The sequence below is a fragment of the Amycolatopsis sp. cmx-8-4 genome, from assembly GCF_046548675.1.
Taxonomy (GTDB): domain Bacteria; phylum Actinomycetota; class Actinomycetes; order Mycobacteriales; family Pseudonocardiaceae; genus Amycolatopsis.
In genome coordinates, this window is the sequence record NZ_JAEBDZ010000020.1 from 134,372 (window position 1) to 159,486 (window position 25,115).

Sequence of the window (25,115 nt, forward strand, 5' to 3'; positions counted from 1 at the left end):
CCGGAGCGGATACCTCTGGAAGGGAACGAAAAGGGGGGGTTCATGACCAGCCTGCACCTCGCGGTGGAACTCGACGGCGACGGCGCGCGGGTGTCTCCGCGAGCACTGGCCGACGCCGTCACCGCCGCCGAATCCAGCGGCTTCTCGCTGGTCACCTTCGACGACTCGCCGCTCCCGCCCGCCGGCGGTTTCCGGCTCGACGCCACCGGCCGCGCCGCCTACGTCTCGACCCTGACCGACCGGGTCGGGCTCGCGGCGACGTCGAACGTCACGACGGCCGAGCCGTTCCACCTGGCCGCCCAGCTCGCGAGTCTCGACCACGCTTCCCACGGCCGCGCCGCCTGGATCGTCGCCGCGGACGGCTCCGCCGAAGCCCTCGCCACGATCGGCGGCAGCAAGCTCGACCCGGCCGTGCTGCACCGCGAAGCCACCGACATCGTCGAAGCCGTGCGGCGGCTGTGGGATTCCTGGGATGACGACGCCGTCGTCAAGGACGTCACGACCGGCCGCTACCTCGACCCGGACCGGGTGCACCACGTCGACTTCACCGGCGCCACGTTTTCGGTCAAGGGCCCGCTGATCACACCGCGGCCGCCGCAGGGGCAGCCGGTCGTGCTCGCGCCCGGCGACCTGGCGGAGGCGGTGCGCCCCGACGTCGTGCTGATCGGTGGCACGGGACTCGAAGACGTCCGGCGCCGCGCCCAGCGGGCCCGCGAGTCCGGCGCGCCGCTCGTCTTCGCCGAGGTGGAGGTCCTCCTCGACACCGACGTGCCCGCCGGCCGCCGGCCGCACGATCGGCTGCGCTACACCGGATCCGCGGCCGGCCTGACGGAGCTGCTGGGCTGGCTGGCCACGAGCGTCGACGGCGTCCGGCTGCACGCGGGCGTCCACGGCCTGCCCGTGCTGATCGAGGAGATGCTTCCGGCTTTGCGCAAGGACAATCTGCTCGTCCCCCCGGAACCCGGGGCGACGCTGCGCACGTCGCTCGGCCTGCCGCGCCCGGCGAGCATGTTCGCGGCGGGTGCCGCATGAGCGCCCGGCTGCACCTCGGGGTGTTCTACACCGGCGTCGGCCCGCAGTTCCTGTGGGACGACCCGTCGAACGCGGACCACACCGCGATCGAGACGTACGTTTCGGTCGCGCGGACCCTGGAGCGGGGCCTGTTCGACGCCTTCTTCCTCGGCGAAGGCCTGCGGGTGCGGGAGAACCGCGGCCGGGTGCACGCGCTGGACGTCGCCGGCCGCCCGGACGCGATCACCCAGCTGAGCGCGCTCGCCGCGGCGACGAGCCGGATCGGCCTGGTGGCGACGCAGAACACGACGTACAACTTCCCGGCCGACCTCGCCCGCCGGCTGTCCACATTGGACTACCTGTCCGGCGGCCGGGCGGGCTGGAACATCGTCACCACGGACAACGCCTGGACCGGCGCCAACTTCCGCCGCGGCGGCTGGCTCGACCACGAACGACGGTACGAGCGGGCGGAACAGTTCGTCGAAGCGGCCCTCGCGCTGTGGTCGGCGACCGGCCCGGTCGCCCGGCACACGGACCTCGTCGGCCTGCGGGCGACGCCGACCGTGCCGCCGAGCCCGCAGGGCCGGCCGGTGCTGTTCCAGGCCGGGGATTCCGCGGGCGGGCGGGAACTCGCGGCGAAGTACGCGGACGTCGTCTTTTCGGCCAACACCGCCTACGACAAGGCGCTCGCCTACGCCGAGGACCTGCGCGCCCGGCTCGCCCGCCACGGCCGCCCTGCCGACGCCGTCCGGATCCTGCCCGGGGCCACGGTCGTCCTGGGCGACACCCCGGCGGACGCGGCGGAGCGCGCGGAGGACATCCGGCGCCGGCAGATCTCCCCGCAGCGCGCGGTCGCGTTCCTGGAGCAGTACTGGGGCCGGGACCTCTCGGCCTACGACCCGCACGGCCCGCTCCCCGACGTCGAGCCGATCGACGGTGAGCTGGACCCGTCCCGCGGCACGATCTCGATCGCCGACCGCACCGGCAAGCTCGACCGGATCCGGCAGTGGCGCGAGCTGGCCGAGGCGAAGAAGCTGTCCATCCACCAGCTCGTCCTGGAGGTCCAGCCGCGCCAGCACGGCTTCGTCGGCACGCCGGGCCAGATCGCCGACGAATGGGCGCGCTACGTCCGCACCCGCGCGGTCGACGGCTTCAACATCAGCCCCCACCTGGTCCCGGCCGCCCTGGACGACATCGTCGACCGGCTGGTCCCGGAACTGCAGGACCGCGGCGTGTACCGCACGGAGTACGAAGGGACGACGCTGCGGGAGCACCTGGACCTAACGTAGCTGCCGCCAGGCTTCTCGCCGCAACCGTTGCGCCTCCGGGTCGGCCACCGGGGCCGCCGACAGCAGCCGGCGTGTGTACGCGTGTGCCGGTGCCGTCAGGACCTCCTTGGTCGGGCCCTGCTCGACGACGTGGCCGCGGTGCATCACCGCGACCCGGTCGGCCAGCTGCTCGATCACCGCGAGGTCGTGGCTGATGAACAGGCACGCGAACCCGAACTCGTGCCGCAGCTCGCGCAGCAGGTCCAGGATCCGGGCCTGGATGGTGACGTCGAGGGCGCTCGTCGGCTCGTCGGCGACCAGCAGGTCCGGGCGCAGCGCCAGGGCCCGCGCGATGCAGGCGCGCTGCCGCTGGCCGCCCGAAAGCTCGTGCGGGTAGCGCGTGCGCAGGGTCGGCGACAGCTGGACCGCCGACAGCAGCTCGGCCACCCGTCCGTCCACTTCGGACGAACGAACCGCCTTGTGCAGCCGCAACGGCGTCGCGACGCTCTCCCCCACCGTCGTGCGCGGGTTGAGCGAGGACAGCGGGTCCTGGAACACGACGCCGATGCGCCGCCGCAACGCCTTCGCCGCCCGGCCGCGCGCCCGGGTGATGTCGACGTCGCCGATGCGGACCGAGCCCGCCGTCGGCGCGAGCAGGCCGGTGACGGCGCGGGCGACCGTGCTCTTCCCCGAACCGGACTCGCCGACCAGGCCGAGGACCTCCCCCGGCTCGACGTGCAGGCTCACGCCTTCGGCGGCGTGGACGGCCATCGCCCGGAACCGGCCGCGGTAGGTGACGGCGAGATCTTCCACGCGCAGCAACGGTGCTTCGGCCGGGACGTCCGGGACCGACGCCACCGCCGGGTGTTCGGCCGCCGCGACGTGTCCCGGCGAGACCTCGATGTCGGCCGCCAGCGCCCGCTGGAGGCCGGTCGTCGCCGCGGTGCTGAGCGAGACGACCGAGCCGAGCAGCTGCCGCGTGTAGGCCTCGGCGGGCGCGGTGAAGACCGTCCGGACGTCACCTTGCTCGACGACGACGCCGTCGTGCATCACCACGACGCGGTCGGCGAGGTCGGCGACCACGCCCATGTCGTGCGTGATGAGCAGGATCGCCGTGCCGAGCCGGGAGCGCAGGTCCCGCAGCAGCTCGAGGATCTCGGCTTGGACGGTGACGTCCAGGGCCGTGGTCGGCTCGTCGGCGATCAGCAGCTTCGGGTCGTTGGCCACCGCCATGGCGATGACGACGCGCTGCAGCTGCCCGCCGGACAGCTCGTGCGGGTAGGAGCGGAACCGCTCGCGGGGCGCGGGCAGCCCGACCAGGCCGAACAGCTCGATGGCGTGTTCACGAGCCGCCGCCGGCGGGATCGGCTGGTGCGTGCGGATCGCCTCGACGAGCTGGTCGCCGATGGTGAACACCGGGTTGAGCGCGCTCATCGGTTCCTGGAACACCATGCCGACGTCCCCGCCGCGGACCTCCCGCAGCTCGGCCGGGGCCATGGCGTAGAGGTCCCGCCCGGCCAGCTCCGCGCGCCCGGACACCTTCGCCGTGGGCGGGAGCAGGCCGAGCAGGGACATCGCGGTGACCGTCTTGCCCGAGCCGGACTCCCCGACCACCGCGACGACTTCGCCCGCACGGACCTCGTAGCCGACCCCGCGGACGGCTTCGACGTCCCCGAAGGAGACCGCCACGTCGTGCAGCCTGAGGAGCCCGGCTCCGGTCACTGGACGATCCCGAACTTGCGGTAGTCGACGTAGGCCGGGAACTTGCCGATCTCGACGTCGCCGACGTTCGACCCGTGCAGGAACGAGTTGCGGTTGTAGAGCAACGGGACCACCGGCGAGTCGGCGAGGATCTTCTTGTCCAGCGCCGCCCACTTCTTGCCGGCCTCGGCCGGGTCGATGGTGGCCTGCGCCTCGGCGATCAGCCGGTCGACGTCGGGGTTGCTGTAGCGCGACTCGTTGTACCCGCCGTTGCCGATCTCGGTCGACTGGAACAGCGGCTGGATGTTCGCGTTGGCCGACGGGATGTCCGGCTGCCACGAGGTGAGCGTCAGGTCGTAGTCCGACAGGCCCTTGGTGTCCACTTCGGACGTGTAGGTGTCCTCGTCGAGCGGCTTGATCGTCACCTTGATGCCGGCCCGCGCCAGCGAGGCCTGGATCGCCGCGGCCTTCTCCGGGTAACCGTTCTCGTTGTGCGTGGCGAGAACCAGGCCGTCGAGCCCGTTGGGCAGGCCCGCGTCCGCGATCAGCTGCTTGGCCTTCGCCGGGTCACCGGAGGGCGGTGCCGGGTAGAGGTCGTACTGTTCGCGGCCCTGCAGGCCGGGCGTGATCAGCGTCGTGGCGACGTCGCCGGCGAGCTGGGCGTTGCCCGCGCTGGCCACCTGGTAGGCGGCCTTGTCGACGGCGTACTGGAACGCCTGGCGCACCTTCGGGTCCACCAGCTTGCCGCGCTGGGTGTTGAGCGAAAGGTACGACAGCGCCCCGGATTCCGACGTGACGAGACGCGCCTTGGCCGACGGGCTGCCCTGGATCTGCGCCAGCTGGGCCGGCGAGGCGAACGACATGCCGAAGGCGTTGCGGTCCTTGCCGGTGTCGTCGATCAGGCGCTTGGAGATGACGCTGGTGTCCTGCCCGAGCTCGAAGTCGACGGTGTCGGCGTTCGCCTTGCGCGTCGGGTCGGTCGCGCGGTCCCAGTTCGGGTTGCGGACCAGCTTCGCGGACTTGCCGCGCTCGTAGCTCTGGATCTGGTACGGGCCGGACGCGATCGAGTGGTCACCGTAGTTCGCCTCGGCGCCCTTGCCCTTCGGCACCGGCGAGAACGCCGGGGTGCTGGCGACCCAGTTCCAGTCGCCGTACGCGCGGGCGAGGTGGAAGACGATCGTCTTGGCGTCGGGCGTCTGGATGGAGTCCAGCTCCTTGCCGCCGTCGAACGGGCCCTTGTACGCCAGGCCCGGCGAAAGCAGGTCCTTGTGGTAGGACAGGCCACCGGAAAACGCGGGCGCGAACGAGCGCTCGAGGCCCCACTTGACGTCCTCGGACTTGATCGGCGTGCCGTCGCTGTACTTCAGGCCGTCCTTGAGGGTGAACGTCCACGTCTTGCCGCCGTCGCTGGCGCGCCCGGTGTCGGTGGCCAGGTCCGGCACGACCGTGGTGTCCTTGCCCGGCGCGACGTCCCACGACGTCAGCCGCCGGTGGACCAGCCCGAGCGTGGTCACCACGAGGTTGGAGCTCTTCGCCGGGTCCCAGGTGATCGACGGCGCGTCGTTGAGCAGGACCAGGTTCCCGCCCGGCTTGACGGAACCGCCTTGCGCGGCGGGCGTGTCGTTGGCCCCGCATGCCGTCAGCAGCATGACGGCGGCCGTCACCCCTGCGGCCGACTTGAGCCAGTGTCCCCGTTTCATCGTTTCCCCTTCAGCACTTCAGACAAGGCGGGCTCGCGGATCGAGCGCGCCGTAGCAGAGATCGACCAGGAAGTTCAGGAAGGTGACCAGCAGCGCGGAAAACAGCGTGACGCCGAGGAGCACCGGGAGGTTGAGCGAGGAGATCGCGTCGACCAGCAGGCGGCCGACCCCGGCCATGCCGAAGATCCGTTCGGTGATCACGGTGCCGGCCAGCAGCGCCCCGAGGTCGACGCCGAACACGGTGACCACCGGCAGCAGGACGTTGCGCAGCGCGTGGCGGCCCACCACCTTGCGTTCGGTGAGGCCCTTCGCCCGCGCGGTGCGGATGTAGTCCTCGCCGAGGGTCTCGAGCATCTGCCCGCGGGTCAGCCGGGCGTAGATCGCGGTGTGCAGGAACGCGAGCACCAGCCACGGCAGCACGAGGTGCCACGCCCACTGCGCGGGATCCTCGGTCAGCGGCACGTACCCGTTCTTCGGCACGACGTCGAGGGCGAACGCGAAGATCGTGATGCCGATCATCCCGGCCAGGTAGGCGGGCATGGACACCCCGGCCATCGCGGCGGCCATGGTGATCCGGTCGACGGCGGAACCGCGGCGCAGCGCCGAAAGCACGCCGAGCCCGACGCCGAGGACGATCCAGATCACGGCCGCGCCCAGCGCCACCGAGAAGCTGACCCCGATCCGGCCGCCGATCTCGCTGAGGACGTCGACGCTGTTCTGGAAGTCGTAGCCGAAACACGGTGCGGTGCAGTGGATCGCGGAGACGCCGGTGCCGAACGTGCGGCCGCCGAAGATGCCGCCGAGGAAGTCGAAGAACTGCTGGTACCACGGGCTGTTGTAGCCCATGAAGTCCCGCGCCAGCGCGAGGCTTTCCGGCGAGCACGGGCGGCCGCAGGCCATCCGGGCCGGGTCGGCGGGCAGGACGTAGAAGACGACGAACGTCACGAAGGCGACGACGAACAGGACCAGCAGCATCCCGGCGAACCGGGTCGCGACGAAGCGGGCGGTGCGCATCAGGCCGCGCCCCCGGACCGCGGGTCGAGCGCGTCGCGGATGGCGTCGCCGACGACGTTGAACGCCAGCGTGATCAGGAACAGCAGCAGGCCGGGGAAGACGAGGTACATCGGGTCCGTCTCGAAGAAGTCGATGGCCGTGCTGATCGTGCGGCCCCAGCTCGGGGTCGGCGGCAGCACGCCGACGCCGAGGAACGACAGCGCGGCCTCGCTGCCGATCATCGACGGGATGGACAGGCTGGCCACGACGATGATCGGCGCCCAGAGGTTGGGCAGCAGCTCCTTGGTGAACACGTGCCACGGCCCGCCACCCATCACCCGCGCCGCGGCGACGAAGTCGCGTTTGCCGAGGGTGAGGGCCTGCGACCGGACGATCCGCGCGACGCGTGGCCAGCCGAAGAGCCCCAGCACGACGACCAGCGTGAACTGCCGCGGGAAGTCGACCGGCAGCACCGCGCCGAGCGCGATCATGAAGATCAGGTACGGGAAGCCGAGGATGACGTCAGCGGTCCAGGTGACCAGCCGGTCCCACCAGCCGCCGAGGTAGCCGGCGCTGACGCCGATCACGACGCCGAGCGCGGTGGCCAGCACGGTGGCGCCGAGCCCGACGAGCAGCGACGTCCGCGCCCCGTGCGCGGCGAGCGCGAAGAGGTCGACGCCGGTCAGCGGCTCGACCCCGAACCAGTGCGCGGCGCTGACGCCGCCGAGCGTCCCGGCGGGCAGCCCGGTCGGGCCGAGGGTGGCGATGTCCGGGTTCAGGCTCTGCCCTTCGGCCAGCACGAACAGATCGGCCGCGGCGGCGAGCAGCACGATGAGGACGATCAGGACCGCACAGGTGGAGGTCCACCACCCGGAACGGACGGCACGCCACACCGCGGACGGCAAGGAACGCGCCGCGACGGGCGAGACACCGCTGGCGGGTGTCGGCGGAGGGTTGGCCACAGCACCTTCAAGATTCAGCCGATCGAGTGACGATCAGGGACCTTAAGGAAGTTCGCGGTGATCGCCCTACTGTCTCACGATCTGGACGGGAAGTAACCCGCACTTGCGGTGGTTTCCTGGCGGTTTATGACCTGGCGACCGATTTTCTGTCCACCACGCGGACGTCGTCAGGCGCAGATCCCGCTTCCGCGACGCGGGCGGTTCGGCGCTCTCGCGCTCCAGCGGCTCCCGCCGCGAGGCGACTCGCGTGTCCGACCATGCCGTGTTGGCCACTCCGGTCACCATGTTGGCCACTCCGGTCACCATGTTGGCCGCTCGGGTCGCCATGTTGGCTGCTCGGGTCGCCATGTTGGCTGCTCGGGTCGCCATGTTGGCCGCTCGGGTCGCCGCGGTGGCCGCTCCCAGTCGCCACGTCGGCCGCGCCGGCCGCCGCGGCCGCCGCAGTGACCACTCCGGCCGCCGCGGTGGGCCCTTCCGGTCACCACATAGGCCACTCCGGCCGCCGTGGCGGCCCTTCGTCGCCACATCGGCCGATCCGGTCGCCGTGGTGGCCGTGGTGGCCGTTCGTGAACGATCGAGCGCCCGGCAACGGCCGACACTGGCACCAGACACAACCACGGCTCAGGTGTGCGCCTCGCCGAGCAACGCCCGCCGCGATCGCACCCCGGTCTTCTGCATCGCGCGGGCCACGTGGTGCTCCACCGTCCGCTGGGACAGGTGCAGCGTCTCCGCGATCGCCCGGTTCGTCAGGCCGCCCGCCGCCAGCTCGGCGATTTCGTGCTCCCGCGGGGAAAGACCGTCGTGGTAGGCCGGGCGGCCTCGGTGGCGGCCCGGCGGGACCGAGGCCGCCCGCAGGCGGCCGCGGACGCGGGTGGCGTCCCACGCCGCGCCGAGGCGGGTGAACGTGTCCAGAGCCGGGCCGAACAGACCGGCGCCCTCCTGCGTCAGGGCCGCCGGGTAGGGCGCGGGCAGCCGGGCGAACAGGGCCGACGCTCGCTCGTACAGGCCGGGGGCCGCCGGGTCGTCCGCGTGGTCGGCCAAGAGCGCCCGGGTCCACAGCAGCGCGGCGGCCGCCGCCGGGCTGTCGTGGCCGCGCAGGCCCCGGCCGAACCGGGCCACCGCCGAGACGGCCCGGTCGTGGTGGCCGGCGGCGAGCCACGCCTGCACGGCCGCCGGGGCGAGGCGGGCCGCCCAGACCCAGATGTCCTTCGCCGCGATCGCCGCCCAGGCTTCCTCCACCGCCGTCACGGCTTCGGCCGTCCGGCCCTGGGCCAGGTCCATGCGGGCCCGCGCCGCGACCGCCGTCGCGTCGTACGGCACGAACGCGAACCCGCCGCGCGCGGGCCAGATCTCCTCGGCCTCCGCCCAGTCGCCCCGGGCGAGGGCCAGCTGGACCAGCACCAGCCGCGCGTCGGCCTGGACACCCGCGTCGGACAGGCTGCGCCGGCTCCGGTCGGCGAGCCCGTCCCACGCACCGCGCTCGAAGTCGAACAACAGCCCGGTGCCGCGGTCGCACTGCTCCAGGAACGGCGAACCCAGCACGGCCGAGCACTGCCGCGCCCGTTCCAGCAGCACATCGGCGCCGCGGAAGCGGCCCGCGAAGACCGCGGCGACGGCGGTATTCGTCAAGCCCCGCGCGAGGTATTCGTTGTGCCGCACCTCGAACTCCGCCCGGGGCGCCCGCGGCCGCCCCGGGCCCCGCCGACCGCAGGCGACGGCGAGGGTGATCCGCGTCGACTCCACCGCCGCCCGCGACGTGTCGTCACCGGCCCGGGCGGCGACGTCCTCCGCGCGGGCCAGCCAGGTCTCGTGGTCGGCGCGGGCGGCGCCGGCCTGGAACGGGTTGGCGAGCGCCGTCATGGCCCGGACGAGCAGCGCCGGCCGGTCCCGCAGCTCCGCCGCGGCCCGTTCCAGCTCGGCCCGGCCCTCGGCCTGGTTGAGCTGGTTGTGCAGCAGCAGCCCCAGTTCGAGGCGGATCTCGCCGCGCACGCCCGGGGCGAGGCCCGTCTGCGCGACGATCTCCCGCAGCACGGCCACCGTGCGTGGCGACGGCAGCGTCAGCACGGCGTTGCGTGACACCCGCAGCGCCAGCCGGGCCCGCACGTCTTCGGCGATCTCCGTGGACGCGAGCACCGGCCGCACGGTGTCGATCACCGACTCGGGGTCGCCGAACGCGGCCGGGTCGCTCGCGGCGCGTTCGACCGCGCGCAGCCAGCCCCGCGGGGACGCGCCCCGGCGCCGGTGCTCGGCGACGTGCACCCACGGCACCGGCCGACGCCGGCACAGGACGTCCGCGGCCCGCAGGTGCAGCCGCCGCCGCTGCGCCCCGGCCAGCCGCGCGCGCACGGCGGCCGCGGCGAGCGGGACGGCGAAGTCGCAGGAGCCGCGCTCGTCTTCGGTGAGCAGCGCGGCGGCCACGGCCTCGGCGACCGCCCGCTCCCCGTCGCCGGGCGCGAGACCGGCCGCACTGCCCAGATCCGCGCCGCTCGCCGGGCCGCCGAGGACGGCGGCCACCGCGGTCACGGCCCGGGCGTCCGGCGACAGCGCCGCCAGCCGGCCGACCGTCAGCTGCGCCAGGCGAGGCGGGACGCCCGCCGCGTCGACGTCGGCGAGCGAGAACGGCTCCCCCGGCGCCCCGGCCTCCGCCAGCAGGTCGAGCAGGTCGGCCACCACCTGCGGGTTGCCGCCGGAGAGCCCGGCGATCCGCGCCACGACCTGGCGCGAGCACCGCTGCGGGCCCAGGCGGTCGTGCACGGCGTCGCGGACGCGGTCGCCGTCCCAGCCGGCCAGGTGCTCGTGGCGCACCACGACGGCCGACGGCAGCGCGAGTCCCGCACCCAGCGGGAGCGCGGGGTCCGCGAGTTCCTCCGGGCGCGCGGTGACCACCGTGACGCAGCCGCCCCGCGCGCGTTCCACCCAGTCGCGCACCAGCGCCACGAACCCGGCCGGCGCGCGCTGGACGTCCTCCACCACCAGCAGCGCGGGCACCTCGCGCGCCAGCCGGTCGCGCCACTCCCGGACGTCGTCGCGCAGCGCCGGGTCGGGCGGCGGGCCGACGCCGGACGCGGACCGCACGACGAGGCTCCCGGCCGAGGTGAACGACAGGTCCAGCGAGGACACCGGCGCGGCGCGCGCGAGAGCGACCAGGCCCGCGGCCCGGACGGTCTTGCCCGTGCCCGCGGCCCCGGTGACGTGCAGCAGCAGCGGCCGGGCCTGGTCCCCGGCGAGGGTCCGCCGCACGGCCTCGGCCACGAGGTCGCCCGGCGCCGTGGGCGGGCTCATCGGCGCAGCCTAGATCGGCCGCCACACCCGCGCACCGAACGAAAGGCGGGGAATTGATTGGGTATCCGTAGTTCCGCCGGCGCGCATGGTCACCGGCCGGACGGCGGTTCAGGATCGGTCCCGCAGCGTCCCGGGGCCGGCGGAAGACCCCGTCCTCCCGATCCGCGAACGGGCGGCCCCGGACCTGCCGGCACGACGACGTCACCGCGATCCGTGCCCGGGTGCGGTGCCCGGTCCCCGAGCCGGGCACCGCACTCCCTCTCCTCCCCTTCTCCGCTTGGAGCACGTCCATGAAACGCATGGCACTGGGCCTCGGCCTGAAACGCGCCGCCGTCCCCACCCTCGCCCTGTGCGCGACCCTCACGCTCGTCACGGCCCCGCCGGCGTCGAGCCTCACCGCCCGGCCCGGCGTCCCGGCCACCACCACCGCGGCCCACCCGTTCGGCCCGGCCGCCGCCGACATCGGCACCGCGGCGACACCGGCGAAGGCCGCCGTGGACGTCCTGCCGGTGACCCGCTCCTGCACGACGTCGCTGCGGATCCGCGCCCAGGCCATGACGGCCGCCCAGCTGTCCGCGACCTGCACGAGCCTCACCGGGCAGGACGGCTACTTCCACCGGCTGGTGAGCGACAGCGGGCCGGTGGCCGGCGACAAGAACACGTCGCTGGAGGTCGACGTCTTCGCCTCCCGGGCCGACTACCAGTACTACGCGCCGTCGATGTTCGGCGTCAGCACCGACAACGGCGGCGTCTACCTCGAGGGCAACCCGGCCGCGACGGGCAACCAGGCCCGGTTCGTCGCCTACCGCGACGACACGAAGTCCGCGTTCGAGATCAAGAACCTCAACCACGAGTACACCCACTACCTCGACGGCCGGTTCGACCTGTACGGCGACTACCAGGCCAATATCGCCACGCCGACGCAGTGGTGGATCGAAGGGCTGGCCGAATACGTCGGCTACGGCTACCGCGGCGTCTTCAACAGCCAGGCCGCCACCGAAGCGCCGAAGCGGACGTACGCGCTGAGCACGGTCTTCGACAACGCGCCCGGCAACGACCAGACCCGTACATATGTGTGGGGCTACCTGGCGGTCTGGTACATGGTCGAGAACCACCCGGCCGACGTCACGAAGCTGCTCGGCTACTACCGGACCGGCGCCTGGACCGCCGCGCGCACCTTCCTCAAGCAGACGATCGGCACCCGTTACGACACCGACTGGTACCGCTGGCTGCTGACGTGATGAACCGGTTCAAGCACGCCGGGCGAACCGGCGTGCTTGAACCGGCCGCGGAGTGGGTACCTCCCGGCGTTGCCGAACCACGAGGGGGACCCGGGTGACGTCCGACGACAGGTACGAAAGCCCACTCACCGCCCAGGCCGCGGTGCACTGCGACATGAGCCTGACCGACCGGGACGACCTGCCGCAGGCGCACCAGTGGACCCGCGCCGTGCTGGAGGGCCAGCTGCCGGGCATCGACCAGGACCGCGTCGTCGACGTGCTGCTCGTGCTGGACGAACTCGCTTCCAACGCGCTGCTCCACGGCGCCGGCCGCCGCCGGATCGGGCTGACCGTCGACGAGGAGCACGCGCTGCTCGAGGTCGTCGACGAGAGCACCCGCCCGGCCATCCCCGACGGCGGCCTCGGGCTGCAGCTGGTCAAGTCGGTCAGCGCGGGCTGGGGCCAGCGGGTCCGCGACGGCCGCAAGACCGTGTGGGCGCGAGTCGCGCTGAGCTGAGCCCGCTCACGCGTTCGGGAGGCTCCCCCACCCGGGGTACTTCACCCGTGCAGTCCGGCGATCTTCGCGCCGACGTCCGGACGCCGTCGTCGGCGAACCGCACCGCGGAGAGCACGGCCGGCCGCGGCAGATCTCGTGGTCGCCGGCCAGGTGCACCGGGTCGTGCAGGTAGCGCTGGAGGGCGTCGAGGTCTTCGACGCGGAAGCTGAACCGGAGCAAGTTGACGATCACGTTGTACTCCTTCGAGTTGAACTGCGCGGGTGACCAACGCGACGGGGTCCCGCGGCCGGATCGACAAACGCGAGGCGATCCTCACGGCCGCCTTCGCCGTCTTCGCCCGCCTCGGCTACGACCCGGCGGGCGTCCAGGAGATCGCGGCCGAGATCGTCCAGTTCCTGGAATGGCTGCGGACCGGAACGGGCACACCGGCGCTGGTCCGGGGATGATGGCGGGCATGCGCATCTCGGCCAGGGCGGACTACGCGATCGGGGTCCTGCTGGAGCGCGCCGCGGACACCGCGCGGCCGATCACCTGCGAAGCCGTCGCGTCCACCCAGGACATCCCGGCGCGGTTCATCAAGGCCGTGCTGCGCGACCTGCGCCAGGCCGGGCTGGTCCGCGGCCAGCGCGGCTGCGAAGGCGGCTACTGGCTGGCCCGGGACGCCGCGGAGATCACCGTGCGGGACGCCGTCGTCGCGGTCGACGGCGAGTTCCTGAGCGTCCGCGGCGAGCCACGCCCGGCGCTGGCCTACCACGGCACGGCCGCCGGGCTCACGCCGTTCTGGTCCGGGCTCGAGTCCGGCCTGGCCGCCATCCTGCGCGCGACGACCATCGCCGACCTGCTCACCGACGCGGCCGCCGAAGCCGTCACCTGAAGGGACCCCGATGACCGACCTCTGGCACCAGCCCCTGCGCCACATCCGCGGCGCGGACCTCACCGGCGACACCAACCAGACCACCGGGATGAAGCGCCTGGAGGCGATCTCCGGCAAGACCGTCGGGTCGCAGAAGGTCTGGATGGGCGAGACGCACGTCGCGCCGGTGACCAACTCCGGCGACCACCACCACGGCGAAGCCGAGACGGCGATCTACGTCAAGTCGGGCCACCCGGTGTTCGTCTTCGCCGACGGTGACGAGGAAATCCGCCTGGAGACCGGGCCCGGCGACTACATCTTCGTGCCGCCGTACGTGCCGCACCGCGAGGAGAACCCGACCGACGAAGAGGCGGTCGTGATCATCGCGCGCAGCAGCCAGGAAGGCATCGTGGTCAACCTGCCGAGTCTCTGGTCCCCGGTCGACGTCCCCACGGAGTGACCCGTGGCGCTCGAAGTCGTCGAATACACCGGCGCTCCGAAGGCGCCGCACCTGGCTTGGGTGGCGCGAACGAGCTGGCCGGCTTCTCTGGCGGCGAAAGCCGCTGAAGCCCAAGGGGAAACCGTCGCCGAGGACGTCCTGAGCCGGCTGCGCGAGACGACGTTCGTCCTCGGCACCCCGGCCGACGACACCGATCGGGTGCTCGCCGCCGTCGACGGCGTCCCCGGTCTGGACCACGCGGCCATGCTGAGCGACGCCGTCCGCCAGGGCCGTGCGCGCGGACTGGCGCGAAACCCGGAACCCGTGCACGGAAGTCCTCGACATCACCGCGCCCGGACCGCACAGCGGCCGCGCGAAGCACCTCGAGCACCACGTCCGCTACGCCCTGCCGACGCTGACCTTCACCGGCCCCGGCGGCCGGTTCGTCGTGGCCGGGTTCGGGTACGACGACTGCCCCGGGCACCCGGTCTGGTTGCCACCACGGGAATCCGGGCCGTTGTGGTTGATCGCGAACCAGCCGCGCACGCGCCTGCACAGCCAGCTCGACGGCGGCGACGCCCTGCGCCCGGGCGTGGTCCAGCTCCCGACGGGCGCGTGGTTCGACCCGGTCGAGGACCACCCCACGGGCCCGTTGTGCGCGCACGGCAACCCGAACGTCCTGACGGCGGACGTCCCGTCGTCCCGGCTGTCGCAGGGCTGCGCGGGCCAGCACGCGGCGGTGGAGGTCGAGCGGTTCGAGGGCCCGGTCCCGGAGGCCACGGCGCTGCGGCCACCACGCTTCACACCACGATGACCTCCGCCGAACTGTCGAACCGGTAGCCGACCCCGCGGACCGTCGTGATCGGGGCCGGCTCCGGCTCGAACTTGTGGCGCAGCTTGCGGACGTGGACGTCCACCGTGCGCTCGCCGCCGTGGTGGGGCGAGCCCCAGACCTCGGTCAGCAGCGTGCGGCGGCTGAACACCACGTCCGGGTGGCGGCCCAGGAACAGCAGCAGCTCGAACTCCAGCCGCGTCAGCTCCAGCGCGGTGCCCCGGACCAGCACCCGCCGCGAGCCCGCCTCGATCCGGACGGCCGGGCGGCGCGTCGCCAGGTCCACCACCTGCGCGTCCGGGCGCTCGTCGAACCGCACGCCGAGAGTGTCCTCAAAGGACTCCAGCAGCCGCGCGGTGAGGCCGGCCGCGTGCCCCGGGTCGATGCGGATCCGGACGGCCACGGTCAGCTCGACCGCCGGCCGGGCTTCGTCGGTCCAGACTTCGTCCGTCCACGCTGTCATGCGGGCATTCTGGACACCCGCGCCGCGCCCGGCCAGCGCGTCCACGGAGCGGAACCGCTGGCCTTCGCCGCCGGGATGTCTTAAGCCAACACGGCCTCCGCGACGCCGCGGAGGGTGCCGATCGGGTCGTCGCCGAGGGGGTAGATGCCGACGTGGTCCGCGCCCGCGTCCAGGTGCGCCTGCACGCCCGCGACGATCGCGGCGGGCCCGCCGTGCAGGACGAGCGCGTCGATCAGGCGGTCGCTGCCGTGGCCGGCGAAGTCGTCGTCGGTGAAGCCGAGCCGCCGGAGGTTGGCGACGTAGTTGGTGACCACCAGCGCCGTCCCCGGCGGGGCGGACCGGGCGGTCGCGCGGGCGCGGTCGACGTCGGTGTCCAGCAGCACGAAGTGCCCGGGCAGCACCAGCTTCCCCGCGCCGAGGACGGCCCGCGCCCGCCGGGTGTGCTCGGTGGTGATCATGCACGGGACGGTCCCGGCGGTGCGCTCGCCGGCCAGCCGCAGCATCTTCGGGCCGAGGGCCGCCAGTACCACCCGGTCGGCGGGCACCCCGGCCGCGGTCAAGGTGTCCACATAGGACGCCATTTTCTCGTACGGCGACGCGTATCCGGTGTCGACTTCACGGTGCCCGATACCCACGCCGAGCAGGAAGCGGTCGGGGTGCCGGGCCACGATCCGGTGGTAGGACGCGGCGACGGTCTGCGCGTCGGCGGTCCAGACGTTCACCACGCTCGTCCCGACGGCCAGCCGGGTGGTCGCGTCGAGCAGCTCCTCCACCAGCTTCAGGTCGGCCGGCGGCGACGCGTCCAGCCACAGCGTGCCGTAACCGGCCGCCTCGAGTTCGGCGGCCCGTTCCGGGGACACTTCGTGCTCACGCAGGTGGGCGCCGAGCAAACCCAGGTCGATACTCATGGGACGACTTCAGCACCGCGCCCCGCGGCGAACCAGGTCCAGGGCGCACGCGCAGCGATAAGGTGGCCTTATCGTCGCAGGTGGGAGGACCAGTGGAACTGAGGGCGCTGCGGTACTTCGTCACCGTCGCCGACGAGCTGCACTTCGGCCGGGCCGCAGAGCGGCTGCACATCGCGCAGCCCGCGGTCAGCCAGCAGATCGCCCGGCTGGAACGCGAGCTGGGCGTCCGGCTGTTCGACCGCTCGCCACGCCGCGTCCAGCTCACCGCGACCGGCCGCCGCGTGCTCGACGCGGCGCGGGCCGCCCTCGCGGCCGCCGACCGGGTCCGGCTCGCCGCCACGACGTCAGCGGGCACCATGCGCATCGGCACGGCCGCCGGATTCACCACGCGGCTGGAGCGCGGCATCGACGCGTTGCGCGAAGCCGGCTCGCCGTTCGACGTCGTGCTCGTCGACCTGCCGCTCGACGCCCGCCTGAACGCGCTGCGCCACAGCGAGCTCGACGTCGCGCTGGCCCGGGGCGTGCTCTCGGCCCCCGGGCTCAAGGTGCTGCCGACCTGGACGGAACCGCTGTTCGCGGTCGTGTCCCGGCAGCACCCGGCCGCGGACCGGACGGTCGTCGGCATCGCGGAACTGGCCGAGAGCGTCCTGCGGCTCCCGTCGCGGCAGCACGACCCGCCGCTGCACGACGCCCTCACCGCCGCGCTGCGCGAGGCCGGCGTGAGCCCCCGGCTCGGCCGGCCGGTGGGCACGACCCAGGACACGATCGTCGAGGTCGGCTCCGACCCGGGCAGCTGGGCGGTGCTGCCCGCCGGGCAGGTCGCCGAGATCGGCTCGACCCGCGTCAGCGCGATCCCGCTCAAGCCGGCCATGACGATCACCGGCAGCGTCGTCATCCCCGCCGACCTCCCGACCGAGTGCGCCGCAGCCCACGTCGAGGCCTTCCGCGACGCCGTGACGACCTGACGCCTGTCCCGTCGCCGCCGAGTGACCCCGGGGCTCAACGTCCTGAAGGGCACCCTCAGGGACTGCACGTCCCTGAGGGTGCCCTTCAGGACATCCGGACCCCAGCCGCCCGCGCCCGCCGCGTCTCCAGGAAGGTTCGTTCGGTTTCGTTGGTGGCCAAGGAAATCGCCGCGTCGTAGGCGGCGGTCGCCTCCGGCGTGCGGCCCAGGCGGGTGAGCAGGTCCGCGCGGGTGGCGGGCAGCAGGTGGTAGCCCGGCAGGTCCAGCTCGTCGACGGTGGCCAGGGCCAGTGCCGGGCCGTGGACCTCGGCGACGGCGACCGCGCGGTTGAGCGCCACGATGGGCGTCGGGGTGTGCCGCAGCAGCTGGTCGTAGAGCGCCAGTACCTGCGTCCAGTCGGTGGCCGGCCCGTCCGTGTGCACGGCGTTGATCGCGGCCTGGATCTGGTACGGCCCCGGCTGGTCGCGGCGCAGGCACCGGCGCACCAGGTCGTGTCCTTCGGCGATCAGCTCGCGGTTCCACCGCGAGCGGTCCTGCTCCGCGAGCACCACCAGCTCCCCCGCCGGCCCCACCCGCGCCGGCCGGCGGGCTTCGGTGAGCAGGAGCAGCGCCAGCAGCCCGATCACCTCGGGCTCGTCCGGCATCAGGTCGGCGAGCGCGCGCGTCAGCCGGACGGCCTCCAGGCACAGGTCCGTCCGCAGCAGCTCCCCCGACGTCGAGGTGTACCCCTCGTTGAACACCAGGTACAGCACGGTCAGCACCGAGCCCAGCCGCTCGGGGAGCTCGGCGGCGCCGGGTACCCGGTACGGGATGCCGGCGTCGCGGATCTTCTTCTTGGCCCGGACGATCCGCTGCGCGACGGTCGCCTCCGGCACCAGGTAGGCCCGCGCGATCTCCGCCACCTCCAGCCCGCCGAGCAGGCGCAGCGTGAGCGCGGTCCGCGCGAGCGGTGACACCGCCGGGTGACAGCAGGTGAAGATCAGGCGGAGCTGGTCGTCACGCACCGGTCCGGCCTCCTCCGGTTCGTCGGGCTGGTGCAGCAGCAGGGCCTGCGCGTGGCGGGCCTCCCGGGTGGATTCCCGGCGCAGGCGGTCGATCGCGCGGTGGCGGGCGGTGGTCACGATCCACGCGCCGGGGTTGGCCGGCGGCGCCTCGGCCCACTTCACGGCGGCGACGGCGAACGCGTCCTGGACGGCCTCCTCGGCGAGCCCGATGTCCCCGAGCAGCCGCGTCAGCGTGGCCACGCACCGGCCGTACTCGGCCCGGTAGACGCTGTCGAGGTCCATCCGCGCTCAGTCCTGCGAGAACTCGTCGAACGGGCGCACCTCGATCGGCCGCCCGCAGGCGAGCGCGCACCTCCCGGCCCAGGCCAGCGCCTGGTCGAGGTCGGCGCACCGGATCACCCAGAACCCGCCGAGCTGCTCCTTCGTCTCGGCGAACGGGCCGTCGGTGATCGTGGTCGTGCCGCCGCCGGGGCGGACGACCGTGGAGGCGTGCGAGGGCTTCAGGCCGCCGACGAACACCCACACCCCGGCGGCCTTCATGTCGTCGACGACCCGGCCCGTCCGCGCCATCTGCGTCCGGGTCTCTTCCTCGGTCTCCGGCACGCTCTCGTCGAGCTGGACGGCGAGCAGGTACTGCGTCATGACGAACTCCTAAACGGACACGCGGTGGGCGAGGTCGGCCAGGTGGTGCAGCGAGTCGATGAGGTGCGCGGGACCGAACGGCGGGAACTCGATGCCGCGCTCCCGGACGAACCGCGGCACCCCCGACCAGTCGTAGGTGAGCGTGACCTCGGTGCCGGCCGGACCGCGCGGCGTCAGGTCGTAGCGCCAGATCCAGCCGCCGTACTCGACCTCGCCGTCGCCCTGGGCGGACCCGGTGAGCCAGCCGATGACGCGGGGCGCGTCGAGCACCACGACCTTGTTGACGACCTGGTAGTCGCCGTCCGGGTGGCCGGAGTGGTGCATGTCCATCCGGAAAATCTGCCCCACCGCGGTCAACGGCGCCTGTTCGACGGGGTCCCGGACCCAGCCGGTGCCGTCGATCGCGGCGTGGGCCGCCGGGTCCGCCAGCACGGCGAACACCGTCGCGGCGGGCTCGGCGATCGTCAAGGTGGCACTCACGTTTTCGTGGTCCACGGCGGTCACGCCCGCGCGGCGGGGGTCCGGCGGGCGACGGCCGGGATGACGATCGCGGCGGCGACCACGTGGGCCAGCATCAGCAGCACCTTCGTGCTCGCCGGCGCGTCCGCGAGCACGTCCGGGACCAGCGACAGCGCGGTGAGCGCGAGCGTGGTGCGGAGGAACACCGCGCGGGGGTGGCGCACCGTGCGGGCCAGCACCAGGGCGAGCACCACGCCCACCGTGGAGAAGAGGGCGGTCAGCACGGCGAACCCGGACACCGGGATCGGCGCGCCGGCGACGACGGCGCCGATGCCGGCGAACTCGGCCGCCGCGGCCAGGAGCGACGTCGCCGCGGTGGCGGCGACGACGGCGGTCAGACCGCCGGTGAGCAGGGACTTCGCGGGAGTGACGGTGATGACGGACATCGCGGGCCTCCGGTGTGGGGGCGACCGGCCCGGTGCCGGTCTCTCACTGGAGCGACGAACGACGGCGACCCCATTCGACATCGCCGCGAAAAGAAAATCACTTCGGGCGCAGGGCGTCGACGACGAGGTCGAGCAACCGCCCGATCCGCTCCGGGTCGCGGTCCTCCACCGTGGACAGGAAGATCCCGAGCACGATCAGTGTGAAGTCTTCGGGGTCGGCGTCGGCGCGGAAGACGCCGGCCGCCGCCCCGGCGGTGAGGATCGTGCCGATCGCGCCGGTGATCCGCTTGCGCGTCACCGGGGTCGCGATGCGCCCAGACGCCACCCCGGCGCGGAAGACGTCGCCCATGCCGCGCTTGGTCTGGAAGAAGGCGGCGTAGCGATCCAGCCAGGCGCGCAGGGCGGCCTCGGGCGGGAGCCGGCCGAGCAGCGCCGGGGCGCTGGTGGCGACGTCGTCGAGCTCGGCGGCGTAGACGGCTTCGACGAGGGCTTCGCGGGTCGGGAAGTGCCGGTAGAGCGTGCCGATCCCGACGCCGGCCTCGCGGGCGATCGCTTCGAGCGCGACGGGGCCGTCGGCGCCGGCGAAGGCGGCCTGCGCGACGGCGACGAGCTTCTCGCGGTTGCGGCGCGCGTCGGAGCGGACCGGGCGGTCAGCGGCGGCCGGATCGGGTGACGACAAAACGGAGGCACCTCCGGTTGTGCTACGGTCGACTTAGCGGAGGTTCCTCCGCTTCGCCATCATCGCACGACTGACGGGATGCCCATGCCCCCCATCACCACCACCGCTCCGCTCGCCGGCCGCACCGTCAACCGCGTCGGGTACGGGGCGATGCAGCTCGAACGCCTGCACGACGACCGCGACGCGGCCGTCACGCTCCTGCGCCACGCGATCGACCTCGGCGTGAACCACCTCGACACCGCCGAGTTCTACGGCAACACCTTCGTCAACGGCGTCATCCGCGACGCGCTCCGCCCCGGGGACGACGTGCTGGTCGTCAGCAAGGTCGGCGCCGACCCCAACCCCGGCGGGCCGATCCGGCTCCGCCCCGCGCAGCGCCCCCACGAGCTGCGCGCGAGCGTCGAGGACAACCTCAAGACCCTCGGCACCGAGCAGATCGGCGTCGTGAACCTGCGCCGCCTGGACACCCGGCCCGGCCTGAAGGCCGAAGGCGACCAGCTGGTCGACCTCGACGACCAGCTCGAGGTCATGACGGCACTGCGCGACGAAGGCAAGATCGGCGCGATCGGGCTCAGCAGCGTGACCCTGGAGATCCTGCGCCGGGCGCTCCCGGCGGGCATCGCCTGCGTGCAGAACGCGTACAGCCTGGTGAGCCGCGAGGACGAGGACATGCTCGAGCTCTGCCTCGCCGAGGACATCGCCTGGGTGCCGTTCTTCCCGCTCGGCGGCGCGTTCCCGGGCCTGCCGAAGGTGACCGACGAGCCGGCCGTGCACACCGTCTCGGAGTCCCTCGGCGCCACGCCGTCGCAGATCGGGCTGGCCTGGCTGCTGCACCACGCGCCGAACGTCCACCTCATCCCCGGCACCGCGACCGCCGGGCACCTCGAGGAGAACGTCGCCGCCGGTGCCATCGTGTTCGACGAGGCGACGCTCGCCACGCTCGACGCCGTCCCGTCGCGCTCTCAGGACATGGCGCTCGGCTGAGCCGTCGGTATGTCCGGAGTGCCGGGGCCGACGGCGGCGTGAGATGCTCCTCTCGCTGGAAGGTCTTAGGCGAGAGGCGGAGCGGGTGACCACCTGGACCGATGTGATCAACTTTGTCCGGACGCGGTATGAAGTCCTCGAGGAGCAGGACGACTGGCTGCGTTTCCGCCTCGCCGGGCCGCAGGACCGGACGCAGCAGGCGACGGTGCACCACCTGCCCGAGCTGGACGGCGGCGCGTGGGTCGAGATCTCCTCGCCGGTCGGCTGGGCCGACAAGATCGACCTGCGGCAGCTGCTGGAACTCGCCGGGGCCGCGGCCGCCGGCGGCGCGGCGGTCGTGGACGGGGTCGCGCTGCTCAAGCACACGCTGCCCCTGGAGGACCTCAGCATCGAGCTCGAGTTCGAGCGTCCCCTCAAGACGCTCGTCGCCCGGGCGGACGCCTTCGAGCACGAGCTGACCAAAGCGGACGAGTTCTGATCCCGCGCTGATAGGCGGCCCTGGCCGGGCTCAGCCGGCCAGGCCGCCGATCAGGAGGTCCACGACGCCGCGCGCCAGCGCGTGGATCTCCTCGGCGGGCTGGCCCTCGATCCGGCGGAACCACGTGTCGACGGCGTTGAGGTTGCTCAGCAGGGTCCGCGTGGCCAGCGACGCGTCGACCGCGCGCAGGGAGCCGTCGGCGAGGCCGGCCTCCACCACCTTCCGGAACAGCTGCTCGTAGTCGCTGCGCAGCTGGTTCAGCTCCTGCAGCGCCTCGACCTGGCGCGCCTTCAGCGCGGTCGCCACCTGGCCACGCACCGCCTGGTGGACGACGTGGTGGTAGGCCAGGTCCTGCATCAGGTTGACCACGTGCGCCTCCGACATCGCCACGAGCCGGTCGCGACCCGTGCCGTCGCCGTGGGCGAGCACCTCGATCCGCTCGCGCACGCGCCCCATCGCCTCCTCGTAGACGGCGAGGAAGATGTCGAACTTCGACCGGAAGTGGTAGTACACCAGGCCTTTGGTCGCACCCACGTCGCGCGCGATGTCGTCGATCGTGGCGTTGGCGAACCCGGTCGCCATGAAGGCCTCCGCCGCGGCGTCGAGGATCCTGCTCCGCGCACCGGGCTCGACGTCGGGACTCGCGCTCACCTGGTCGTCCTCCTCGTTCTTCAGGTGTCCCATCATCCCATGTCCGGCTCGGGCTGTTGACACCAACACGCGCCGAACTCTACCGTGATACTCCGTAGTATTGCAGGTCAGACGGTATCAGCGTGAGAAGTCACCTGAAAGGCGTCCAATGACGAACGCACGAGACCTCCTGCACGAACTCGCCACCAAGAAGGCCGTCACCCGGCTGCTGCCGGTGCTCGGCCTCGCCTACTTCATGTCTTATGTGGACCGGACGAACGTCGCGCTCGCCAAGACCTCGCTCGCGGCCGACATCGGCCTCAGCGCGGCCGCCTACGGGCTCGGCGCCGGCCTGTTCTTCATCAGCTACGCGCTGCTCGAGGTGCCGAGCAACCTGATCCTCTACCGCGTCGGCGCGCGTCTGTGGATCACGCGCATCGCGATCACGTGGGGCATCGTCTCCGCCGCGATGATGTTCGTGGGCGACGACGTGTCGTTCTACGTCCTGCGGCTGCTGCTCGGCGCCGCCGAGGCGGGCCTGTTCCCGGCGATGATGTACATGGTCACGCAGTGGTTCTCGCAGAAGCACCGCGTCACGATCGTCGGCCTGATCTACGTCGCGCCCTGCGTCGCGGTCATCATCGGCTCCCCCGTCGGCGGCGCGCTGATGGAACTGCAGGGCGTCGCCGGACTGCGCGGCTGGCAGTGGATGTTCCTCGTCGAAGGCCTGGTCACCGTCCTCATCGGCATCGTCGTCTGGTTCGCGCTGCCCAGCCGGCCCACCGACGCGAAGTGGCTCACGGCGGAGGAAGCGGCCATGCTCTCGGAGCGGGCCGTCGGCGACACCACGGCGTCGCCGACGCGGGTGCGCGGGAACCTGCGCCGGGCGTTCGGCCACCCGACCGTGCTGCTGCTCGGCGCGATCTACCTGATCAACCAGTCGATCGGCGGCGGGATCGGCTTCAACTTCCCCGCCTACATCCAGTCGCTCGGCCTGCAGAGCCCGTTCCTGATCGGCCTCGTGGCGGGCAGCGGCGGCATCTCGGGGCTGGCCGGAGTGCTGTTCTTCCCCTGGTTCAAGCGCCGGTACGGCCACGAGGTGACGCTCATCGGGATCTGCGCCGGCGCGGTGCTGCTGGTCCTCGTGGGCTTCCTCGTGTCGCGGAACCCGGTGTGGAGCATCAGTTTGCTCTTCATCTCGAACTTCTTCGCCTTCGGCACGCTGCCGCTGTTCTGGTCGGTCGCGATGTCACGCCTGTCCGGCCTGATGGCCGCGGCCGGGCTCGCGTTCATCAACATGCTCGGGATCACCGGCGGCTTCGTCGGGCCGTACGTCTACGGCCTCATCGAAGGCTCGACGGACAGCCTCGTCACGCCGTACTACGTGTTCGCCGCCGCGGCCTGCGTCGCCGTCGCCCTGGTGCCGGTACTGGGCATGTCGATCCGGCGCGCCGCGGTGAAGGACCAGGCCGTCACGGCGAGCGAAGGGCAGCCGGTCCAGTGAGGTACGTACTGGTGCTGGTGCTGCTGGCCTGCCTGGCCGCCGCACCGGCGGCGGCGAGCGGGCGGATCCGGTACGTGGCGCTCGGCGACTCGTCGGCCGCGGGCCCCCTGATCCCGGACCAGATCGACGCGACGTGCTTGCGCTCCGACCGGAACTGGCCGCACGTCCTGGCCGGCCGGCTGGGCGCGACGCTCACCGACGTGACGTGCTCCGGCGCGACGACCGCCGACCTCACCGGGCGGCAGGCGGGGATCGTCGCACCGCAGTTCGACGCGCTGCGCCGGGACACCGACCTCGTCACGCTCGCGATCGCCGCCAACGACATCGTCCTCAGCTCGGCGTTCGTGACGTGCGCGAGCCCGGACGGACCCGTCGTCCCGTCGTGCCGGGACCAGTACACCACCGGTGGCGTCGACCAGTTCCAGGCCCGGATCGCCGCCACCGCACCGAAAGTGGCCGCCGCGCTGGCCGAGATCCACCGCCGCTCCCCCGCCGCCCGCGTGGTGGTCGTCGGCTACCTGACCTACTGGCAACCGGGTGGCTGCTACCCGGCCGACCCGTACACCGCCGCCGACGCGAACTACATCCAGGCGACGTTCGACCGGCTGATGGTGATGCTGGCCGGCCAAGCGGCCCGTAACAAGGCGTCCTATGTGGACATCCGGAACCCGAGTGCCCGGCACGGTTTGTGCGCGGCACCCGCGACCCGGTGGCTGGAAGGCGCGGTGCCGGCGTCCCCGGCGTACCCGTACCACCCGAACGCCGCGGGCATGGCCGCGGCGGCCGCGATCATCGCGGCCGCCGCGGTCGCCCGCTAGTGTCGTGCGTCTGAGGTTCGTTGGCGGGGTCCGGGTGATGCGCCCCAATGTGGCGTTGGGTGCGTTGGACGCACCGAACGCCACATTGGGTGCGTTGGACGCACCCAACGCCACATTGGGGCGTTTGGGGGCCGGGACGCTCCCGGAACCATCGCGGCCCGGCCGGGAAAGTGAGCTTCAAGGGCGACCCTGGACTGGCCTCCTGGCCGTCAGGGGACTTACGACGCGCGACACTAGTGTCCTGCGCCGGAAATTCGTGAGATATATCGGGCGAGCGAGTCGAGGATCTCTTCGGCAGTCTTCTTCCACACGAACGGCTTGGGGTCCTCGTTCCAGTCCTTGATCCACTCGCGGACGT

27 protein-coding genes are annotated in these 25,115 nt (G+C 72.7%); 13 read left to right on the forward strand and 14 right to left on the reverse strand.

The genetic code is table 11. The features are described 5' to 3' along the window. Positions 1-42 precede the first annotated feature (42 nt). Both ACLJQZ_RS34185 and ACLJQZ_RS34190 read left to right on the forward strand, forming a co-directional pair. The gene (locus ACLJQZ_RS34185; protein ID WP_410624032.1) at positions 43-1,032 is read left to right on the forward strand and encodes an LLM class flavin-dependent oxidoreductase; all 990 of its coding nucleotides are present in this window, start codon (positions 43-45) and stop codon (positions 1,030-1,032) included. Then, positions 1,029-2,300 carry an LLM class flavin-dependent oxidoreductase gene (locus tag ACLJQZ_RS34190; RefSeq protein ID WP_410624034.1) on the forward strand — a complete coding sequence of 424 codons (1,272 nt, stop codon included), beginning with the start codon at positions 1,029-1,031 and terminating at the stop codon, positions 2,298-2,300. The genes ACLJQZ_RS34185 and ACLJQZ_RS34190 overlap by 4 nt, the downstream gene beginning before the upstream one ends. On the opposite strand, the gene ACLJQZ_RS34195 is transcribed toward ACLJQZ_RS34190, so the two are convergent. From ACLJQZ_RS34195 to ACLJQZ_RS34215, 5 genes are all read right to left on the reverse strand, one after another. Continuing rightward, positions 2,292-4,001: a dipeptide ABC transporter ATP-binding protein gene (locus tag ACLJQZ_RS34195; protein ID WP_410624036.1), complete on the reverse strand. Its 1,710-nt coding sequence runs from the start codon at positions 3,999-4,001 to the stop codon at positions 2,292-2,294. The two genes, ACLJQZ_RS34190 and ACLJQZ_RS34195, sit on opposite strands and share 9 nt — an antisense overlap. Then, on the reverse strand, positions 3,998-5,680 hold the full coding sequence (locus ACLJQZ_RS34200; RefSeq protein WP_410624038.1) for an ABC transporter substrate-binding protein: 1,683 nt from the start codon (positions 5,678-5,680) through the stop codon (positions 3,998-4,000). The genes ACLJQZ_RS34195 and ACLJQZ_RS34200 overlap by 4 nt, the downstream gene beginning before the upstream one ends. An 18-nt stretch (positions 5,681-5,698) precedes the next feature. Beyond that, positions 5,699-6,694: an ABC transporter permease gene (locus tag ACLJQZ_RS34205; RefSeq protein ID WP_410624040.1), complete on the reverse strand. Its 996-nt coding sequence runs from the start codon at positions 6,692-6,694 to the stop codon at positions 5,699-5,701. Then, the gene (locus ACLJQZ_RS34210) at positions 6,694-7,635 is read right to left on the reverse strand and encodes an ABC transporter permease (protein WP_410624042.1); all 942 of its coding nucleotides are present in this window, start codon (positions 7,633-7,635) and stop codon (positions 6,694-6,696) included. The genes ACLJQZ_RS34205 and ACLJQZ_RS34210 overlap by 1 nt, the downstream gene beginning before the upstream one ends. Before the next feature lie 621 nt (positions 7,636-8,256). Next, positions 8,257-10,917, reverse strand: coding sequence for a LuxR C-terminal-related transcriptional regulator (locus tag ACLJQZ_RS34215; protein ID WP_410624044.1), 2,661 nt, complete (start codon positions 10,915-10,917; stop codon positions 8,257-8,259). Positions 10,918-11,207: 290 nt separating this feature from the next. Between ACLJQZ_RS34215 and ACLJQZ_RS34220 the strand changes: the two genes are divergently transcribed. Both ACLJQZ_RS34220 and ACLJQZ_RS34225 read left to right on the forward strand, forming a co-directional pair. After that, positions 11,208-12,158, forward strand: coding sequence for a collagenase (locus ACLJQZ_RS34220; protein WP_410624046.1), 951 nt, complete (start codon positions 11,208-11,210; stop codon positions 12,156-12,158). 94 nt (positions 12,159-12,252) lie between these two features. Further along, the gene (locus ACLJQZ_RS34225; protein WP_410624048.1) at positions 12,253-12,654 is read left to right on the forward strand and encodes an ATP-binding protein; all 402 of its coding nucleotides are present in this window, start codon (positions 12,253-12,255) and stop codon (positions 12,652-12,654) included. 6 nt (positions 12,655-12,660) lie between these two features. On the opposite strand, the gene ACLJQZ_RS34230 is transcribed toward ACLJQZ_RS34225, so the two are convergent. Continuing rightward, positions 12,661-12,885, reverse strand: a complete 225-nt coding sequence (locus tag ACLJQZ_RS34230) for a hypothetical protein (protein ID WP_410624050.1) — start codon at positions 12,883-12,885, stop codon at positions 12,661-12,663. A gap of 29 nt (positions 12,886-12,914) precedes the next feature. Between ACLJQZ_RS34230 and ACLJQZ_RS34235 the strand changes: the two genes are divergently transcribed. From ACLJQZ_RS34235 to ACLJQZ_RS34250, 4 genes are all read left to right on the forward strand, one after another. Next, positions 12,915-13,100: a hypothetical protein gene (locus tag ACLJQZ_RS34235; protein ID WP_410624052.1), complete on the forward strand. Its 186-nt coding sequence runs from the start codon at positions 12,915-12,917 to the stop codon at positions 13,098-13,100. Positions 13,101-13,108: 8 nt separating this feature from the next. Further along, entirely contained in the window at positions 13,109-13,528 is a 420-nt protein-coding gene (locus ACLJQZ_RS34240; RefSeq protein ID WP_410624054.1) for an RrF2 family transcriptional regulator, read from the forward strand. A gap of 10 nt (positions 13,529-13,538) precedes the next feature. Then, positions 13,539-13,967 carry a cupin domain-containing protein gene (locus ACLJQZ_RS34245; RefSeq protein WP_247050188.1) on the forward strand — a complete coding sequence of 143 codons (429 nt, stop codon included), beginning with the start codon at positions 13,539-13,541 and terminating at the stop codon, positions 13,965-13,967. Between the two features lie 271 nt (positions 13,968-14,238). Then, positions 14,239-14,760, forward strand: coding sequence for a hypothetical protein (locus tag ACLJQZ_RS34250; protein ID WP_410624057.1), 522 nt, complete (start codon positions 14,239-14,241; stop codon positions 14,758-14,760). On the opposite strand, the gene ACLJQZ_RS34255 is transcribed toward ACLJQZ_RS34250, so the two are convergent. After that, entirely contained in the window at positions 14,747-15,241 is a 495-nt protein-coding gene (locus ACLJQZ_RS34255) for a winged helix-turn-helix domain-containing protein (RefSeq protein ID WP_410624059.1), read from the reverse strand. The genes ACLJQZ_RS34250 and ACLJQZ_RS34255 overlap by 14 nt on opposite strands. A gap of 80 nt (positions 15,242-15,321) precedes the next feature. Continuing rightward, positions 15,322-16,149, reverse strand: coding sequence for a TIGR03620 family F420-dependent LLM class oxidoreductase (locus ACLJQZ_RS34260; protein ID WP_410624061.1), 828 nt, complete (start codon positions 16,147-16,149; stop codon positions 15,322-15,324). A gap of 92 nt (positions 16,150-16,241) precedes the next feature. On the opposite strand from ACLJQZ_RS34260, the gene ACLJQZ_RS34265 reads away from it, so the two are divergent. Further along, positions 16,242-17,114 (forward strand): LysR family transcriptional regulator, encoded by an 873-nt coding sequence (locus tag ACLJQZ_RS34265; protein ID WP_410624063.1) that lies wholly within the window; start codon positions 16,242-16,244, stop codon positions 17,112-17,114. A gap of 85 nt (positions 17,115-17,199) precedes the next feature. Here the strand turns inward: ACLJQZ_RS34265 and ACLJQZ_RS34270 are convergent, their stop codons facing one another. The 5 genes from ACLJQZ_RS34270 to ACLJQZ_RS34290 all read right to left on the reverse strand — a co-directional run bounded on the left by ACLJQZ_RS34270 (position 17,200) and on the right by ACLJQZ_RS34290 (position 20,343). Continuing rightward, positions 17,200-18,399: an RNA polymerase sigma factor gene (locus ACLJQZ_RS34270; protein WP_410624065.1), complete on the reverse strand. Its 1,200-nt coding sequence runs from the start codon at positions 18,397-18,399 to the stop codon at positions 17,200-17,202. Positions 18,400-18,405: 6 nt separating this feature from the next. Next, a complete protein-coding gene (locus ACLJQZ_RS34275) occupies positions 18,406-18,759 on the reverse strand; it encodes a YciI family protein (protein WP_410624067.1) in 354 nt (117 codons plus the stop codon). Between the two features lie 9 nt (positions 18,760-18,768). Then, a complete protein-coding gene (locus ACLJQZ_RS34280) occupies positions 18,769-19,239 on the reverse strand; it encodes a polyketide cyclase (RefSeq protein WP_410624068.1) in 471 nt (156 codons plus the stop codon). 20 nt (positions 19,240-19,259) lie between these two features. Beyond that, positions 19,260-19,664, reverse strand: a complete 405-nt coding sequence (locus ACLJQZ_RS34285; protein WP_410624070.1) for a DUF6069 family protein — start codon at positions 19,662-19,664, stop codon at positions 19,260-19,262. Between the two features lie 97 nt (positions 19,665-19,761). Further along, on the reverse strand, positions 19,762-20,343 hold the full coding sequence (locus ACLJQZ_RS34290) for a TetR/AcrR family transcriptional regulator (RefSeq protein WP_410624072.1): 582 nt from the start codon (positions 20,341-20,343) through the stop codon (positions 19,762-19,764). 78 nt (positions 20,344-20,421) lie between these two features. Between ACLJQZ_RS34290 and ACLJQZ_RS34295 the strand changes: the two genes are divergently transcribed. Together ACLJQZ_RS34295 and ACLJQZ_RS34300 are read left to right on the forward strand one after the other, a co-directional pair. Beyond that, entirely contained in the window at positions 20,422-21,327 is a 906-nt protein-coding gene (locus tag ACLJQZ_RS34295; RefSeq protein WP_410624074.1) for an aldo/keto reductase, read from the forward strand. An 85-nt stretch (positions 21,328-21,412) separates the two neighbouring features. Beyond that, on the forward strand, positions 21,413-21,805 hold the full coding sequence (locus ACLJQZ_RS34300) for a hypothetical protein (RefSeq protein WP_410624076.1): 393 nt from the start codon (positions 21,413-21,415) through the stop codon (positions 21,803-21,805). A gap of 30 nt (positions 21,806-21,835) precedes the next feature. On the opposite strand, the gene ACLJQZ_RS34305 is transcribed toward ACLJQZ_RS34300, so the two are convergent. After that, a complete protein-coding gene (locus ACLJQZ_RS34305) occupies positions 21,836-22,492 on the reverse strand; it encodes a TetR/AcrR family transcriptional regulator (RefSeq protein WP_328649321.1) in 657 nt (218 codons plus the stop codon). A 112-nt stretch (positions 22,493-22,604) separates the two neighbouring features. Here ACLJQZ_RS34305 and ACLJQZ_RS34310 point away from each other — a divergent pair, with 112 nt between their 5' ends. Both ACLJQZ_RS34310 and ACLJQZ_RS34315 read left to right on the forward strand, forming a co-directional pair. Further along, positions 22,605-23,939, forward strand: coding sequence for an MFS transporter (locus ACLJQZ_RS34310; RefSeq protein ID WP_410624078.1), 1,335 nt, complete (start codon positions 22,605-22,607; stop codon positions 23,937-23,939). Next, positions 23,936-24,757, forward strand: coding sequence for an SGNH/GDSL hydrolase family protein (locus tag ACLJQZ_RS34315; RefSeq protein WP_410624080.1), 822 nt, complete (start codon positions 23,936-23,938; stop codon positions 24,755-24,757). Before ACLJQZ_RS34310 ends, ACLJQZ_RS34315 begins: the two co-directional genes overlap by 4 nt. Positions 24,758-25,115 lie beyond the last annotated feature (358 nt).